Genomic DNA, 15,679 nt, shown 5'->3' on the forward strand with positions numbered 1-15,679 from the left:
TGGGGACCTCAGCGGTTGAGGGCACCGTGCAGCGAGCTGACCAGATCGGTCTGCTCCCAGGTGAAGTTGTCCAGCACCGGATCAGGCACGCGACCAAAGTGGCCGTAAGCCGAGGTCGGCACATAGATCGGACGGTTGAGGCGCAGATGCTTGCGGATACCGCGCGGCGACAGATCGACCATTTCGTTCAGCAGCTTGCCGAGACGGGCTTCGTCGATGTCCTTGCCCGTGCCGTCGAGGTCGACATAGACCGAAAGCGGCTTGGACACGCCAATGGCGTAGCTCAGCTGGATGGTGCAGCGATCGGCCAGACCGGCAGCGACCACGTTCTTGGCCAGATAGCGCGCGGCATAGGCAGCCGAACGGTCAACCTTGGTGGGGTCCTTGCCAGAGAAAGCACCGCCGCCATGGGGGGCTGCACCGCCATAGGTGTCGACGATGATCTTGCGACCCGTCAGGCCAGCATCGCCATCGGGACCACCGATCACGAAGTTACCCGTCGGATTAACGTAGAATTCTTCTTCCGGGCACATCCAGCCTTCCGGCAGGGTCTCGCGTACCACTTCGCGGAGCATTTCGCGAATGGTGTTCTGACGCATGCCTTCGATATGCTGCGTCGAGATCACGACCGAGGTCGCACCGACAGGCTTGCCATCGACATAGCGCAGCGTGACCTGGCTCTTGGCATCCGGCAGGAGGCCGACGCCCAGAGCATGGCCGCTCTTGCGGTAGTCACGAACCTTCTCGAGGATCGACTGAGCGTAGTAGAGCGGGGCCGGCATCAGGTGCTCGGTCTCGCGGGTGGCGAAGCCGAACATGATGCCCTGGTCGCCTGCGCCCTCATCCTTTTCGCCAGCGCTATCGACGCCAACAGCGATGTCGGCGGACTGCGCGTGGAGCAGCGAGGTGATTTCGGCGTTCTTCCAGGAGAAACCTTCCTGATCGTAACCGATATCCTTGATGGCGTGACGCGCACGCTCGATCAGCAGCTCGCTGGTGACCGAGGCAGGGCCACGGACTTCACCGGCCAGAACGACGCGGTTGGTCGTGCAGAGGGTTTCGCACGCAACGCGGGCTTCCGGGTCTGCCTCGAGATAAGCGTCCAGAACGGTATCGCTAATCCGGTCAGAGACCTTGTCCGGATGACCTTCAGAAACGGATTCCGATGTGAAGAGAAATTCGCCGTAGTTACGCACTCAGGGACCTCGCAGGGAATGAGTGAAAGAAAAGCAGCGGACGCGCGACAGCCTGCGCCCGTACCGCAAGAGAGGGCTGTCCTTAGAGGCATAAAGCCGCAAGGGTCAAGCGTTTGTTATGTTTCACCAAGGAAATCGGGGCGTTTCAGGCGCCGAATATTTCCGTCATGCCGTAGAGCCCCGCCGGTTTACCTGCCAGCCATCGCGCGGCCTTGACGGCGCCCTGAGCAAAGACGCGGCGATCGAAGGCCCGGTGGGACAGCGTGATCTGCTCGGTTCCCGAAGTCAGGATCAGGCTGTGCTCCCCCACGATCTGGCCAGCACGCAGAGAGGCGAAGCCGATCGCACCGTCGCCGCGCAGCCCCGAACGGTCTGTCTCGATGACATCGGCCAGAGCCACCTTTCGGCCTTCTGCAAACTGCTCGCCAATGGCGAGGGCCGTGCCCGAGGGCGCATCGCGCTTCTGACGATGATGTGTCTCGAGAATTTCCGCGTCATATTCATCAGCAGGGAGTTTGGCGCCGAGCTGACGGGCCAGATCGAGCAGCATGGTCAGGCCCGGAGCAAAATTTGCTGCCCGCAAAACCGGAATCTGCCTTGAGGCGCAGATGATGGCCTCTTCCTGTTCGGCGTTGAATCCTGTCGTGCCGATCACCCAGGCGCAGCGCGCCTGAGCAAAGGCTTCGGCATTGGCGCAGGTCGCCTCGGGGCTGCTTACGTCAATCACCACATCGCTGCACCCTGCCAGACGGGCAGGGTCGGTCACGATATGGCGCAATGCGTCGGGTTTGCGGGCCAGCCCGCCAGAAAGATGGAGTTGTGCCCCCACCACTTCCTCGGCGCAAAGTGCGCCAAGGCGCCCCGTAATGCCTGCAATCCCGATACGCATCGTCTTTACTTCCCTTCGAAGAAATCCCGGACCTTGGCGAAGAACCCCGTATGTTCGGGATTGGCCTTTTCCTGATCCTGGGTTTCGCCGGCTTCGGCCTCGAACTCTTCAAGCAGTTCCTTCTGGCGCGGGCTGAGCTGGTGCGGTGTTTCGACAGCCACCTGGATGTACATGTCACCGCGTGCGCTCGAGCGCAGCACCGAGAAACCCTTGCCACGCAGACGGAAATTCTCGCCGGTCTGTGTCCCTGCGGGAATCTTCACCTTGGCGCGGCTGCCATCGATGACCGGCACCTCGATCTCGGTGCCGAGTGCGGCCTGTGTCATGCGCAGGGGCACGCGGCAGTAGATATTGGCCCCGTCACGCTGGAAGATGTCGCTGCCTCCCACCGAGACATGCACATAGAGATCGCCGGGCTGCACATTGCTGCCTCCGGCCTCACCCTCACCCGTGAGACGGATGCGTGTGCCGTCTTCCACACCGGCCGGAATGGCGATGTCGAGCGTGCGTGTTTTCTCGGTCGTGCCAGCGCCACGGCAGCTCTTGCACGGATTGCGCACGACCTTGCCCGAACCATGGCAGGTCGGGCAGGGGCGCTCGACCAGAAAGAAGCCCTGCTGCGCCCGCACGGCGCCGGCACCGTGACAGGTGGGGCAGGTGGTGTCACCGGCATTGCTGTCTGCCGAGCCCGAGCCATGGCAGCTTTCGCAGGTGACGCGTGTGCGGATCTCGACCGGCTTCTTGACGCCCGCATAGGCCTCACTCAGCGTGATCTCGACCTGCACCTGAATGTCGTTGCCCGTGCGACGGCGACCGCCACCACGACGCCCCCCCATCATGTCGCCGAACATCTCGAAGATATCGTCGAGGCCACCGCCACCGAAACCGCCAAAGCCGCCACCGCCGCCCATGCCGCCATTCTCGAACGCAGCATGGCCGAAGCGATCATAGGCAGCGCGCTTCTGCTCATCCTTCAGGACGTCATAGGCCTCGTTGATTTCCTTGAACTTGTGTTCGGCTGTCTCGTCACCCGGGTTACGATCGGGGTGATAGCGCATGGCCTGCTTGCGATAGGCCTTTTTCAGCTCATCGGCGGTCGCTGTGCGCGTGACTTCAAGAACGGCGTAAAAATCGATTTTGGTGGCCATGGGAGTCCTCGTCAGGAGATCCAGGGGTCAAGGGGCGCCAGATCAGGCCTTGTCACCGCAATGACAAAGGCGGGGGTGATCAGAACGTCGAAACGCCCGCCCCTCCCAAGGGAAGGACGGGCGCTGAAAGCGGGAAGCTTCCCGAGAAGGGGGCAGAGCCCCCCTCTGCGTGGAACTCAGTGCTTCTTGCTGTCGTCCACGTCTTCGAAGTCGGCGTCGACAACGTTTTCGTCCTTGGCAGCATGGGCTTCGCCACCGGCGGCACCCTCTTCTGCCTGAGACTGGGCATAGACAGCCTGGCCGATCTTCATCGCAGCCTGGGTCAGACGCTCGGTAGCCGATTTCAAGGCTTCGAGATCCGTACCGTTCATGGCTTCGCGGGTAGCAGCGACTGCGGCTTCAGCTTCGGTCTTGTCAGCAGCCGGAACCTTGTCACCAGCTTCGGTCAGCGACTTCTCGGTCTGATGGATCAGGGCCTCGGCGCTGTTGCGCTGCTCGACCATCTCGCGCTTGGCCTTGTCCGCCGTGGCATTGGCCTCGGCTTCCTTCACCATGCGGTCGATATCGGCATCGTTCAGACCACCGGAAGCCTGGATCTTGATCTGCTGTTCCTTGTTGGTCGCCTTGTCCTTGGCCGACACGTTGACGATGCCGTTGGCGTCGATGTCGAAGGTGACCTCGATCTGCGGCACGCCACGCGGAGCCGGTGCAATCCCGGTGAGGTCGAAATTGCCGAGCAGCTTGTTGTCTGCCGCCATTTCGCGCTCGCCCTGATAGACCTTGATAGTCACGGCGTTCTGGTTGTCTTCTGCCGTCGAGAAGGTCTGGCTCTTCTTGGTCGGGATCGTCGTGTTGCGATCGATCAGACGGGTGAAGACACCACCCAGCGTCTCGATGCCCAGCGAAAGCGGGGTCACGTCGAGCAGCAGCACATCCTTGACGTCGCCCTTGAGCACAGCGCCCTGAACGGCGGCACCGATGGCGACCACTTCGTCAGGGTTGACGTTGCGGGCCGGTTCCTTGCCGAAGAACTGCTTAACCGTCTCGATGACCTTCGGCATACGCGTCATGCCACCGACGAGAATGACTTCGTCGATCTCGGCCGGGGTAACCGATGCATCCTTGAGGGCTGCACGGCACGGGCCAAGCGTACGCTGGACCAGATCATCAACCAGGCTTTCCAGCTTGGCGCGGCTCAGCTTGACCACGAGATGCTTCGGACCCGAGGCATCGGCCGTGATGAAGGGCAGGTTGATCTCGGTTTCCTTGGAGGAGGAAAGCTCGATCTTGGCCTTTTCAGCGGCTTCTTTCAGGCGCTGCAGGGCAAGCTTGTCGCCGCGCAGGTCGATGCCCTGGTCGCGCTTGAACTCGTCTGCCAGGTAACCGATGATGCGGTTGTCGAAATCTTCACCACCGAGGAACGTGTCACCATTGGTGGACTTCACCTCGATGACGCCATCGGAGATTTCGAGGATGGACACGTCGAACGTACCACCGCCGAGATCGTAAACGGCAACGGTGCCGGAATCGCGCTTGCCAAGGCCATAGGCCAGAGCGGCAGCGGTCGGCTCGTTGATGATACGCAGCACTTCGAGACCGGCGATACGACCGGCATCGCGCGTGGCCTGACGCTGGGCATCATTGAAGTAGGCCGGAACCGTGATGACGGCCTGGGAAACGGTCTCACCGAGATAGGCTTCGGCGGTTTCCTTCATCTTGCCCAGCACAAAAGCCGAGATCTGCGAAGGGGCGTAGTTTTCGCCGCGTGCGCGCACCCAAGCGTCGCCGTTGTCACCACGTACGATCTCGTACGGGACCATTTCCTTGTCCTTGGTGACGGTCGGATCGTCATAGCGACGGCCGATCAGGCGCTTGACGGCATACAGCGTATCGGAAGGGTTGGTGACAGCCTGGCGCTTTGCGGCCTGGCCGACCAGACGCTCACCATTTGCGGTGAATGCGACCATCGACGGCGTCGTGCGTGCGCCTTCGCTGTTTTCGATGACCTTGGTCTCATCGCCTTCGCGGATCGCGACGCAAGAGTTCGTGGTGCCAAGGTCAATACCAATGACTTTGCTCATATTTCAGTCCTTTCAGCGGCGCTGTCCGGCCCAATCAGGCACCAGGCAACGCCCTTGTTTTCGTCTCCCTGCCTGGGCAGGGGCGGGTTACTCATAAAATCTAGGAGGCCTTGTTAAGGGTTTCAACCCTCATTCTGCCGCTTTGTTTCCACCCTTGGCGACAACCACCATGGCAGGCTTCAGCAGACGGCCATGCAGCGTCCATGTGGGGGTCCATGCCTGCATCACCGTGCCGTCGGGATGCTCGTCGCTCGGCTGCTCGGCCATGGCCTGATGCAGATTGGCGTCGAACACCTCGCCGACCGGGTGCTGGCAGGTGATGCCATTGCGCTCGAGAATGCCGACAAAGGAGCGCTCGGTGCTTTCAAAGCCCTCGCGCAGCTTGCTGATCAGCCCGTCTTCGTTCTCGCCCTTGGCGGGAAGCGAGGCGAGGCCGCGCTGCAGGTTCTCGGCAGCTTCAACGACATCCTTGGCAAATTTCTGCACGGCATACTGGCGGGCATCTTCCACCTCGCGCTTGGCGCGCGTGCGGTAGTTCTGCATCTCGGCCTCGGAGCGCATCCATTTGTCGCGGAATTCCTCGACCTGCGCCTCAAGCTCGGTAATGCGGGCTTCCGGGGTCTTGGCCTCGGTCTGTGCTTCTGCTGTCTCGGGGGTCGGGGTCTCGTTCTGCTCTTCGTGCAGCGCGTTTTCAGTCGTCATCGTGGTCGCAACCTCGAAAATTCTGGCCCGGCAGGACCGGGCGTCATAGGGTCGGCTTCTGGCGTGCTCCCCCGCTTCGGGGCGAGTATGGCCGCAAGAAGCCACGAAAGACACCGGTCGACCATCCCGGGATGTCCGACCGTTTTCAGCTGCCCCGTCTTGGGCGCAGCCGCGTGGTAAGATATAGGTGGCTGCCACAAGCCATATGCCAACCCCCCTGTTATTGGCAACAGGCAGAAATTGAAGGCGGATGCATCGCGCATGGAGACGACAAAGCACACCATCGCCCTGGTGGATGACGATCGCAATATTCTCACTTCGGTCCAAATGGCGCTCGAAGCTGAGGGGTTTGTCGTGCACACCTATACCGATGGCGAGGCCGCTCTGCAGGGGATTCAGGCGCGGCCGGTCAGCCTGGCGGTGCTCGATATCAAGATGCCGCGCATGGATGGCATGGAGCTGCTCCAGCGCCTGCGCGCGCGCTCGGCCCTGCCGGTCATTTTTCTCTCGTCCAAGGACGAGGAACTTGATCAGCTCATGGGGCTCCGCCTCGGTGCTGACGACTACATCACCAAGCCTTTCTCGCAGCGCCTGCTGCTGGAACGCATTCGCGCCCTGTTGCGCCGTCAGGATGCCAGCCGCGCCGAGGGCAGTGGCGTCTCGACCGGTGGCGCCGCCATCGTACGTGGCAGTCTGACGCTGGATGAGACGCGCCATCAATGCCTTTGGGCAGGTCAGGATATCATGCTGACCGTCACCGAGTTTCTGCTGGTCAAGGCGCTTGCCCTGCGCCCCGGCATGGTGAAATCGCGCGATCAGCTGATCGATGCTGCCTATGGCGAGAACATCTATGTCGATGACCGCACGATCGACAGCCATATCAAGCGCGTGCGCAAGAAATTCAGGCAGATCGACGATAACTTCAATCAGATCGAGACGCTTTACGGCATAGGTTATCGTTACAAGGAAGACTGACCGGCCATGCCCCAGCGTGAGTCCATTGGCAGACGGTCGCGCCGGGGTGCGCCCGGTCTGCTGGCGCGAGTGATCCGTCGTCTGCGCAGGCGGTCCTTCCGCTATGGCGATACGCTGGCATTGGAGGCCGGACGCGACGGGACGCAGTCGGAACGGCGCTTTCATCTGCCGCGTTTTGCCTCGCCGCTCATGCGGCGTATCTTCCTGCTCAATACGCTGCCTCTGGCCATCCTTGCTGTCACGCTGCTTTTTCTGAACGATTTCCAGAACAGCCTGCTTGAAACCGATGTGAATGCCCTGCGTGAGCAGGCGCATATCTATGCCGCCGCCATGGGGCAGATTGCCGTGGTGCGCGACCCGGCGCGCCATCCTTTTCCGGGTGCAGAGTTCATGCTTGACGGGGCGCAGGCCCGCCCGCTCCTGCTGCGACTAACCGAACCCAGCCCCAATGTGCGCGCCCGTCTGGTCGGGCCTGACGGCACATTGGTGGCAGATAGTCTGAACGAGGCTGCCCTCGTGCGGCGCGATCGCAAGGGACAGTCTGGCGCTGGCGAGCCTGTACCCCCGCCACGCTGGCAGCCGCCGCGCAATAATGGCATCGAAATTGCCTATGAATGGCTGCTGTCCCTTCTGCCGCTATCGTCACGCGAAGGCATTGTGACGCTCGAAAATCAGGATGGCCCGCCGCCTTTGCGTTCTGCTGGTGAATATCGCGGCGCAGAGGCCGCCCCTTATATCAGGCGCACACCTGAGCATGAGCTGGTCATTACAGTGGCAGAACCGGTCATTCATGACGGTCAGACGGTAGGGGTCATCCAGCTCACACGACAGGCGCAGGAGGTCGATCGGTCACTTTTCGCCGTACGCTCCTCCATTCTCTCGCTCTTTCTGGCAGCCATGGCCGTGACAGTGCTTCTGTCCTGGTATCTCTCGATTACCATCGCCCGGCCTTTGCTGCGTCTCGCCGTTGCGTCGCATGACATGCGCGATATGGCCGGGCGTGCCGATACCGTGCCCGAATCCCTGCTGGTTCGCCGCGATGAAATCGGCGTTCTGGCGCGCGCCTTGCGGGGCAGCGTGCTGGCGCTCTGGGCCCGTATGGACGCCATCGAGCGCTTTGCTGCCGATGTCAGTCACGAAATCAAGAACCCGCTATCGTCCATCCGTTCTGCCATCGAGACTCTGCCGCGTATCGAGAACCGCGAACGTCAGACGCGACTTCTGGCCATCATCAACAACGATGTGCGCCGTCTGGACAGGCTGATTACCGATATTGCCGATGCCAGCCGTATCGACGCTGAACTCTCACGCGCCCGGTCTGAGCCTGTGGCTGTAGGGATGCTGCTCTCTATCCTGACGGAGATGCATCAGACCACGCGCAAGCCTGAAGATGCCATTATCGTTCTCGACGACTCCCATGACGACGCCGTTCATCCCTTGCGGGTGCTGGCGGTGGAAGATCGTCTGGTGCAGGTGTTGCGCAACCTGATTGGCAATGCGATTTCGTTTTCGCCCCCACGCGGGCGGATTACGCTGTTCATGCGGCCTGTCGACCGGCAGATCCGTATTACGGTCAGTGATGAGGGGCCGGGGATTCCCCCGCTCAAGCTCGAGGATATTTTCGACCGCTTCTATTCCGAACGTCCCCAGACGGAGAATTTCGGTCAGCACTCAGGGCTTGGTCTTGCGATCAGCCGTCAGATCATCGAAGCCCTTCACGGTACGCTTCATGCCGAAAACCGATATGACGAAGCGGGTCGGATTATCGGTGCCTGCTTCGTCATACTTCTGCCGCGCGCCCTCTAGCGCTTTTGCCCTCATGAACGAGCCAGACGGGTCTGGCTCGCAGCAGCAACGCGACGGGCATAGATGTCACGCATCTGCTGCACGGCGTTTTCGTACGAGGTCTGGGTGCAGGCATCGACATCGGCAGCGCGCTGGTCGCTGGCGCCCACGGTGCGTTCGCAGATATCGGCAGCCTTGGCATGAATGGCATCTGCAACGCGGTTCCAGTCGCGGTCTGATTTGAGATCGACATGCGTGATATCGATCTGTGCGGTGTTGTCGCTCGGTGCGATGCGGTTTTCTGCAAAAGCAGGCTGGGCAGCGATGGCGATAAAGCTGACGGCGGCAACGAAAGACTTGGCGAAACCGAACATGGTGAGATCCTTTTTTGAAGCGCCGAACCCATCGTCCGGCGGTATGATCTCCCTCTTGCAAAAGCCGTGCCAAACTCGAATTTGCAGTGTTTTTAGGCGAAAAAAATTAGGGATAGCTCTCTTTTTGGGTATAAATCGCCGCAAAGAGGCTGGTTTTAATTATAAATGGCATTTCCTGCCACAAGGATAAGATCCTTTGTTGTGGCGACCATGATTCGCGCGCCCGTTTTTTTGTCGGGGGCAGAAATCAGAGCGTTTCTCGCGGCGCGCGTCGTCAATCGCACCATATGAGGCTCTACCAGCCGTTTTCCGGAAAGCGGGTCGAGTAAAGGCCGTTTGCTGTAGACCTGTCTTTTTGCAGCTGCGTGGTCAGGCGCCGTTACGCCGCCATGCCACACGGCTCTTTCTGTCGCCTGCAGGAAGTCTATCCGTGGGACGTTCGCCCATGCAGGCAGGTGCAGAAAGGCGGATTTTCTCTTTATTTGCAGTTCAGGGATAATCCCTGACGCAGGATGTCAGCGGGCGGCGTGCCAGCGTCGTGCCTGAAGCACCACGCTATAGCTGACGATGATGAAAAGCAGGGCGGCGGCGATACCGCCAAGCACTGTCATCGAAACAGGCAGATGAAAGAGATAGGTCGGGTCATCACAGGGCTTGGCCGGGCGCATGGGCATGGAGGCCATGCGGTCGTGAAAGCTCGCGCCCGCATGAAAGACTGGCGCATGGCAGGCAGGCAGCGGGCTCTCCCACCATTTCTGCTCGACACCATTATGGATGCCAGCCAGCATGACCGAGGCGGCAAGTGCAGGCAGGGCGAGCACAGTCGCCCAGAAACCGACCATACCGGGGATGAGAAGGGCGATAACGCCCAGAAAAGAGACGATGCGCCAGGGGGCGCGCTCGATCAGGCAGAGTTCGCACGGGGCATAGCCGAGAATATGCTCGGCCCACCACGCGACGCCGATTGCGGCCATACCGGCGAAAAACATCAATCCACCGGTCAGTCGCGCGATCATCCCTGTCCTTTTGTCTCTCTGAGCATTTCAAGAAAACTGTCAGCCCAGTTTGCCGCTGTATTCTGGGTGACGTCCTTGTGCAGAGCCTGCCAGCGTCTTTGCCGCTCTTCAAGGCTCATTGTGATCCCGGCATGAATGGCATCGGCAATGCCTTCATGGTCATAGGGGTTTACCATGAGGGCTTCTTCCATTTCCGGTGCAGCACCGGCAAGGGAGGAGAGAATGAGCGCCCCCGGGCTATCAGGGCTCTGGGCCGCCACAAACTCCTTGGCCACAAGGTTCATGCCGTCCCGCAGCGGGGTGACAAGGGCGACATCGGCAATGCGATGGAACCCGGCAAGGACCTCGCGCGGCACGGACTGGGTCAGGTAACGTATGGGCGACCAGTCGAAATTACCGTGCATGGCGTTGATATGGCCCGCCATCTCGTCCAGTTCACGGCGCAGGGCGCGATAGCTCGCGACCCCTGCGCGAGAGACAGGGGTGATCTGGAGCAGAACCGTCTCGCCCTTGTGCTCGGGATAGCGGTTCAGAAAGGTCTCGTAGCCATGGATACGCTCGGGAATACCCTTGGAATAATCGAGACGGTCGACACCCAAAATGAGCTTGCGCCCTCGCAGTGAGGCCTGCAGGCGCTGTACCTCTTCGGCCATCACGTTCTGGATGGCCTGTTCGCCGAATTCGACCGGGTCGATACCGATCGGAAAATGCGCGGCGCGGTTGGGCAGGTTATTGGCTTCGAAGCAGCCATCCATATTGCGGGCGTCTTCAGCGGTCTGCACACCGATCAGATCATAAGCCGCCATTTCACGCAGCATTTCCTCGGCACAGGGCAGGACGCGGGTCACGCTCCAGGGCGGAAAGGGAATATGCAGGAAGAAACCGATCTTCGCCTTGACCCCGCGTCTGCGCAGTTTCGCGCCCAGCGGGAAGAGATGGTAGTCATGGATCCAGATCGTGTCGTCATCGCGCAGCAGGGGCACGAGCTGATCGGCAAAGAGCGCGTTGACCTCGCGATAGACCTTATAATCGGTGCGTTTGTAATTGATGATGCCGATACGATAATGACAGAGCGGCCAGAGCAGTCCGTTCGAGAAATTCTCGTAGAAATGCTCGTACTCGCTGCGCGTCAGATCGATCGTGGCATAGGTGCAGCTCTCATGCGTGTCGAGCTTGGGTGTCTGGTCTTTCGACTGGCTGGTATGACGCCCGGACCATCCGAACCACAGACTTTCAGTGCCGCGCACGGCATCGCGCACACCGACAGCAAGGCCCCCTGCTGGCTGACTGCGCTCACGAGGGGCGGGAACACGGTTGGAAACGACAACGAGGCGACCCATCAGGCATTCTCCCCAAGATGGGCGAGCCAGGCCCGGAAATCATGAGCAGTCCTGAAATCATCGGGGATGAGATAGCCATATCCCCCCAGCGCCTTGGCTGCCCGCACACCGTCCATATCGGTCACATCATCGCCCACAAAGACGGGAATGCGCCCTGCGAAAGGAGCCTGTGCCATAAGGGCCTCGACGGCGTTGCCCTTGTGGATACCGGCGAGCCGGATTTCCCATGCCATTTTGGAGGGATGGATTTCGAAAATATCCTGCCCTGAAAGCCATGTTTCGATGGCGCTCCTGAAAGGCGTCTCGGCAGCAGGATTGCCGCGATAATGCAGCACCAGACCGGCCTTTTTGCGCTCCAGCGCTGTATCGCGAAACTGGCTGACAAGGGCTTCAGCCTGTTGCTGCCATGCGGTGGGTATCGGGCTGGCGCTGACGGGCTCTTCAGCGCCGTCCGGGCTGCGACGCAGGGTCAATCCATGCTCGCCCGCGACAGCTGTCGGAATGCCGGGCAGGAAATGGTCGATCTGGGCTATGGGTCTGCCGGTTACGATGGCGAGGGCGCCGCCGCAAAGATCTCTCAGGCGCAGGAGGGTGTCGATAAGGCCGGGCTCGACCTGAACACTGTCAGGGGTCGGTGCAATATCGACCAGAGTCCCGTCGAAATCGAGCAGAAATGCCGCACGGTCCAGCGAGGGCGCTGAGGGACCGGATGACGAGTAAGCCGAGGGAGAGGGGGTTGTCATGAGACTGATAACTTCCTCATTGATACGCGGTTGCACCGAAATGCAGGATCAGCCGCGTTATCACCCTCAAATCTGATCATAATATGGTCAGAGGATTACTTCGGTCATTTATCTCCGGCTACAGGGTCATTGATTATAGGGCTGCGGTGGCGGCAGTGCCTGCCCGGTGCCGCCCGACGTGCTGCCTCCGGAGAGAGGGGCAAGCTGCATCGGGCCGCCTGCGTCCTGATGTTGTGGCTGGCCGGTCATCTGACGGGGCGCAGAAACCGGGGGACGCGACGGCGTCGTCTGTTCGCCGAAGGGGGTCAGAGCCATCGGACCGCCGGATTGTGTGGCAGGAGGTCTGGCTGGCAGGGAGCCCGGAGGGGTGTTCGGCAGGGTCTGCGGCGGGGCGCCGCCGGAGGTTGCCGCATGGGTGGGGTCGTCGAGATCGCCCGGCTGGTTCTGTGCGCCTTCGGGTGTCGCATTGGTGAGCACGGGCACCACTGATTGTGGCAGGGGCGCCAGAGCCGGATCGGTTTTCGGGCCTGAGCAGGCAATGACGGTAATGCCGTAAAGCGCGCTCTTGTATCCAGTAAGCGACGGCTCTTCAGCCAGAACCCAGCCTTCATAATGACCGCCCGGATCGGTGTCATCGCTGGTGGTGATCAGGGCTGCAGAATCGCTGGGCAGGGTCTCGGGGCGATCGACGCAGCGCGTGACGCCAAGATGCAGGCTGCGATATTGCGCCTGCCCGCCAACCGGAATGGTCAGGGTCTCGATATGGGAGTCGGTGCGGTTGAGTACGCGGATAACCGCCTCACCGCGACCCTGCCACAGATCGGCTGGATACATGACGGGGGGAGCAACGGCTTCTGCAGCCAGGGCCGCAGGGATGATCGCGCCAGGCGCCATGGTGAGAGGCAGAGCGACAAGCATCGCCGTTCGGGAGAGGGCGCGTTTCATGCGTTGAGCTCCTTGAGGGCTGCGACCATATCGACCAGATGGCGGCGCATTGCGTCAGGATCGACCCCCATCAGCAGCGCGTCCTCAAACACATCCTGCAATGTCTGGCGCAGCTCGGTCTCGTTCTCTCTCAACACCTTGAGCTTTTCGACGCAGGCGATGGGGGCGCCCTGACGATCGGTCCAGAGGGTGGGGCTGCTCATTGGGCAGCGGCCTTGCGGCTCTTGTCGAGTGAGTCGGTGACCGAGAAAATGAACTTGCTCAGAAGCTGCTCGAGGCTGATCGCGCCCTGTGTCTGCGACACGATCCCGCCCGGCTTGAGGTTCTTTTCGTCGCCCCCGGGTGAGAGGGCAATGTACTTGCCGCCCAGCAGACTGTCAGAGGTCACGATGGCGGCGCTGTCGGTCGGCAGTTCGATGCCGTCACGCACCGTGAAGCCTACTTCGGCGCGATAGCTTTTCGGATCGACCGTCTCGGAGGTCACGTGCCCGACCGTAATGCCCGCCAGTCGCACATCGGAGCCGACAGACAGCCCGTCGATCTGGTTGAAGACGGCGCGCAGCTTGTAACCATCATTACCACTCTGGCTGCGCCCCAGAACGGCAATCACCAGAAGGGCCGCCAGGACGGCAAGCACAAGAAAGCCGGTCGTCAGTTCGAGAAGATCGCGACGGGGGCGAACGCCAGACAATGAACTCATGGTGATTGGGAACTCACAGGCTTGGGTCGCGCAGGGAAGGACGCAGGAAAAACGATCCGTTCCAGTCCTACAGGCTTCGCTTGCCAGCGTCCATCACCCCGCCGGGCTTTGGGTCGTGGAATGTTATCCACCATATCCCCATTATGCGGACCATTATCCCCTGTCTGGCGGTCCGAATGCCCCTTTTCCAGCCCCGATTCGAGGCCTAGATTCATAGGTATGACAACGCTTCTCCAGTGGAACGGGGTGCGGATGCGCGTCGCGCATGTCGCTGCCGATCCTGACGATCTCGCCCTGCGTGCCGTAACTCTTCCTGCCAGTTGGGAAGACGAGGCGGCGATCGCGCTCCTGCAGCTTTCCGGCTCGACTGGCGCCCTGCGTCTGTCGAGCGAGGCAGCACGCTGGCTCGATCGTCTTGGCAGCCTGCCTGCCTTGCCCGGTGAGACGGAAATGCCTGTGCCCGCTCTGGGTCCTGCTCTGGCGGGTGCCCTGCTCGAGCGCCAGATCGCGCCACTTGCGGCCCTCTGGCAGGGGCAGGTCGATCGTCGTTCCGGCTTCGTGGTCAATCTGGCCGCCTTCGTTCAGGAAGGCGATTTCGACGGTGAGCGCTTTGTCGAGACCCTGCGTCTCGCCTGCGTGGCGCTGCGTCGTCTGCATGCCGTCAACGGGCCGATGCTCAATGGCGAGTTGCCGCTTTTCGACGCACCTTCGGCCTCTGCGCCGGAGCAGGATGGTCTGGGTGGACCGGCGGGCACGCTGCTTCTGACCAATCTCGATAGCTGCCTTGCCCTGATGGGTCTCGATTACGACAGCGAGACCGGGCGCGATGCGGCCTGCTATCTGAGTTGGCTGGCCACGTCTCTGGCGCGTCAGGGGGCTGGCCCTGTGCCGTTGCCGCCTATTTCCTGCCCGATTGCCGGACTCGAGATCACGGGCCGTCAGATACGTGACGAGATGGAAGACAGCCTGCCGGATCTGCCCAATCGCGCGCTGATCGAAACAGGCTTCTCCCTGCCCGGCCCTGTCGATGCCCTGCTCGGTGTCGAATCCTGCGGTCTGGCACCGATCTTCTCGCCGCTGCGCGCTGATGGTCATCTGCGTGCAAGTGCCCTGTCGCGTCTGGCCCATCGCGGTCTCAGCCTCGAGGCGGCTCTGGCTTCAGCCGTTCTGGGCGAGAACCCGCTTCCGCAGCCGGGGCCGGAGGCGCATCTGTCGATGCATCGTGCCCTGACGGGTTTTGTCGATCGCATGCCGGCACGTCCCGATCCGCGCGCGTCGCTGCCGCTCACGGCGCGTCTGGAGCGTGGTGTGCGCCGTCCTCTTCCTGCCCGTCATGGCGGGTTCACGCAGCGCACTGCCATTGGCGGCCATCGCCTCTATCTGCGTACGGGGGAATATGAAGACGGTTCGCTGGGCGAGATCTCCCTGACGCCGGGGCGTGAAAGCTCGATGGTGCGCGGTCTGCTTGAAAGCGTGGGTCAGGCGGTCACGATCGGTCTGCAGCATGGCGCACCTCTCTCGGCTTATGTCGAGCAGTTTGCCCATACCCGTTTCGGGCCTGCGGGCACGGTCGAGGGCGATCCGGTGGCGGCCTATGCCTCATCGCTGCTTGATTATGCATTCAGGGCGCTGTCAGATAGTTATCTGGGCAAGCGTCTGCCCGACAGTGCGCCGGAAGATCCTCATGTGATTGAAGAGGATCCGATGTTGCCGCTTGATATCCCCGGTGATCTTCCCCCGCGTGAACGCGGCAGGCTGCGTCTGGTCAGCTGAGGGGAAGCACCC

15 protein-coding genes are annotated in these 15,679 nt (G+C 61.3%); 3 read left to right on the plus strand and 12 right to left on the minus strand.

Annotated features, from left to right (window positions below):
- Positions 1 to 8: 8 nt before the first annotated feature.
- The 5 genes from metK to IEV53_RS12495 form a co-directional block, all read right to left on the minus strand.
- Positions 9 to 1,196, minus strand: coding sequence for a methionine adenosyltransferase (gene metK / locus IEV53_RS12475; protein ID WP_188427160.1), 1,188 nt, complete (start codon positions 1,194 to 1,196; stop codon positions 9 to 11).
- A 145-nt stretch (positions 1,197 to 1,341) separates the two neighbouring features.
- Positions 1,342 to 2,085, minus strand: coding sequence for a 4-hydroxy-tetrahydrodipicolinate reductase (gene dapB / locus IEV53_RS12480; RefSeq protein WP_188427161.1), 744 nt, complete (start codon positions 2,083 to 2,085; stop codon positions 1,342 to 1,344).
- A 5-nt stretch (positions 2,086 to 2,090) separates the two neighbouring features.
- Positions 2,091 to 3,233 (minus strand): molecular chaperone DnaJ, encoded by a 1,143-nt coding sequence (gene dnaJ, locus IEV53_RS12485; RefSeq protein WP_188427162.1) that lies wholly within the window; start codon positions 3,231 to 3,233, stop codon positions 2,091 to 2,093.
- Between the two features lie 176 nt (positions 3,234 to 3,409).
- Positions 3,410 to 5,314 (minus strand): molecular chaperone DnaK, encoded by a 1,905-nt coding sequence (gene dnaK, locus IEV53_RS12490; RefSeq protein WP_188427163.1) that lies wholly within the window; start codon positions 5,312 to 5,314, stop codon positions 3,410 to 3,412.
- 129 nt (positions 5,315 to 5,443) lie between these two features.
- Positions 5,444 to 6,016, minus strand: a complete 573-nt coding sequence (locus IEV53_RS12495; RefSeq protein ID WP_188427164.1) for a nucleotide exchange factor GrpE — start codon at positions 6,014 to 6,016, stop codon at positions 5,444 to 5,446.
- Positions 6,017 to 6,277: 261 nt separating this feature from the next.
- Here IEV53_RS12495 and IEV53_RS12500 point away from each other — a divergent pair, with 261 nt between their 5' ends.
- Positions 6,278 to 6,991, plus strand: a complete 714-nt coding sequence (locus tag IEV53_RS12500) for a response regulator transcription factor (RefSeq protein ID WP_025841044.1) — start codon at positions 6,278 to 6,280, stop codon at positions 6,989 to 6,991.
- Between the two features lie 189 nt (positions 6,992 to 7,180).
- Positions 7,181 to 8,797, plus strand: a complete 1,617-nt coding sequence (locus IEV53_RS12505) for a stimulus-sensing domain-containing protein (protein ID WP_229719888.1) — start codon at positions 7,181 to 7,183, stop codon at positions 8,795 to 8,797.
- An 11-nt stretch (positions 8,798 to 8,808) separates the two neighbouring features.
- Here the strand turns inward: IEV53_RS12505 and IEV53_RS12510 are convergent, their stop codons facing one another.
- From IEV53_RS12510 to mlaD, 7 genes are all read right to left on the minus strand, one after another.
- On the minus strand, positions 8,809 to 9,150 hold the full coding sequence (locus tag IEV53_RS12510) for a UrcA family protein (protein ID WP_188427166.1): 342 nt from the start codon (positions 9,148 to 9,150) through the stop codon (positions 8,809 to 8,811).
- A gap of 515 nt (positions 9,151 to 9,665) precedes the next feature.
- Positions 9,666 to 10,166: a disulfide bond formation protein B gene (locus IEV53_RS12515; RefSeq protein WP_188427167.1), complete on the minus strand. Its 501-nt coding sequence runs from the start codon at positions 10,164 to 10,166 to the stop codon at positions 9,666 to 9,668.
- Positions 10,163 to 11,506: an alpha,alpha-trehalose-phosphate synthase (UDP-forming) gene (locus IEV53_RS12520; RefSeq protein ID WP_188427168.1), complete on the minus strand. Its 1,344-nt coding sequence runs from the start codon at positions 11,504 to 11,506 to the stop codon at positions 10,163 to 10,165. The genes IEV53_RS12515 and IEV53_RS12520 overlap by 4 nt, the downstream gene beginning before the upstream one ends.
- On the minus strand, positions 11,506 to 12,249 hold the full coding sequence (otsB, locus tag IEV53_RS12525; protein ID WP_188427169.1) for a trehalose-phosphatase: 744 nt from the start codon (positions 12,247 to 12,249) through the stop codon (positions 11,506 to 11,508). The genes IEV53_RS12520 and otsB overlap by 1 nt, the downstream gene beginning before the upstream one ends.
- A 126-nt stretch (positions 12,250 to 12,375) precedes the next feature.
- Positions 12,376 to 13,194, minus strand: a complete 819-nt coding sequence (locus IEV53_RS12530) for a DUF2155 domain-containing protein (protein WP_229719873.1) — start codon at positions 13,192 to 13,194, stop codon at positions 12,376 to 12,378.
- A complete protein-coding gene (locus tag IEV53_RS12535) occupies positions 13,191 to 13,397 on the minus strand; it encodes a hypothetical protein (protein WP_188427170.1) in 207 nt (68 codons plus the stop codon). Before IEV53_RS12535 ends, IEV53_RS12530 begins: the two co-directional genes overlap by 4 nt.
- A complete protein-coding gene (gene mlaD / locus IEV53_RS12540) occupies positions 13,394 to 13,894 on the minus strand; it encodes an outer membrane lipid asymmetry maintenance protein MlaD (protein ID WP_188427171.1) in 501 nt (166 codons plus the stop codon). Before mlaD ends, IEV53_RS12535 begins: the two co-directional genes overlap by 4 nt.
- Before the next feature lie 219 nt (positions 13,895 to 14,113).
- On the opposite strand from mlaD, the gene IEV53_RS12545 reads away from it, so the two are divergent.
- Positions 14,114 to 15,667: a TSCPD domain-containing protein gene (locus tag IEV53_RS12545; RefSeq protein ID WP_188427172.1), complete on the plus strand. Its 1,554-nt coding sequence runs from the start codon at positions 14,114 to 14,116 to the stop codon at positions 15,665 to 15,667.
- The last annotated feature ends 12 nt before the right edge of the window (positions 15,668 to 15,679 follow it).

Source organism: Asaia siamensis (assembly GCF_014635085.1).
GTDB lineage: Bacteria > Pseudomonadota > Alphaproteobacteria > Acetobacterales > Acetobacteraceae > Asaia > Asaia siamensis.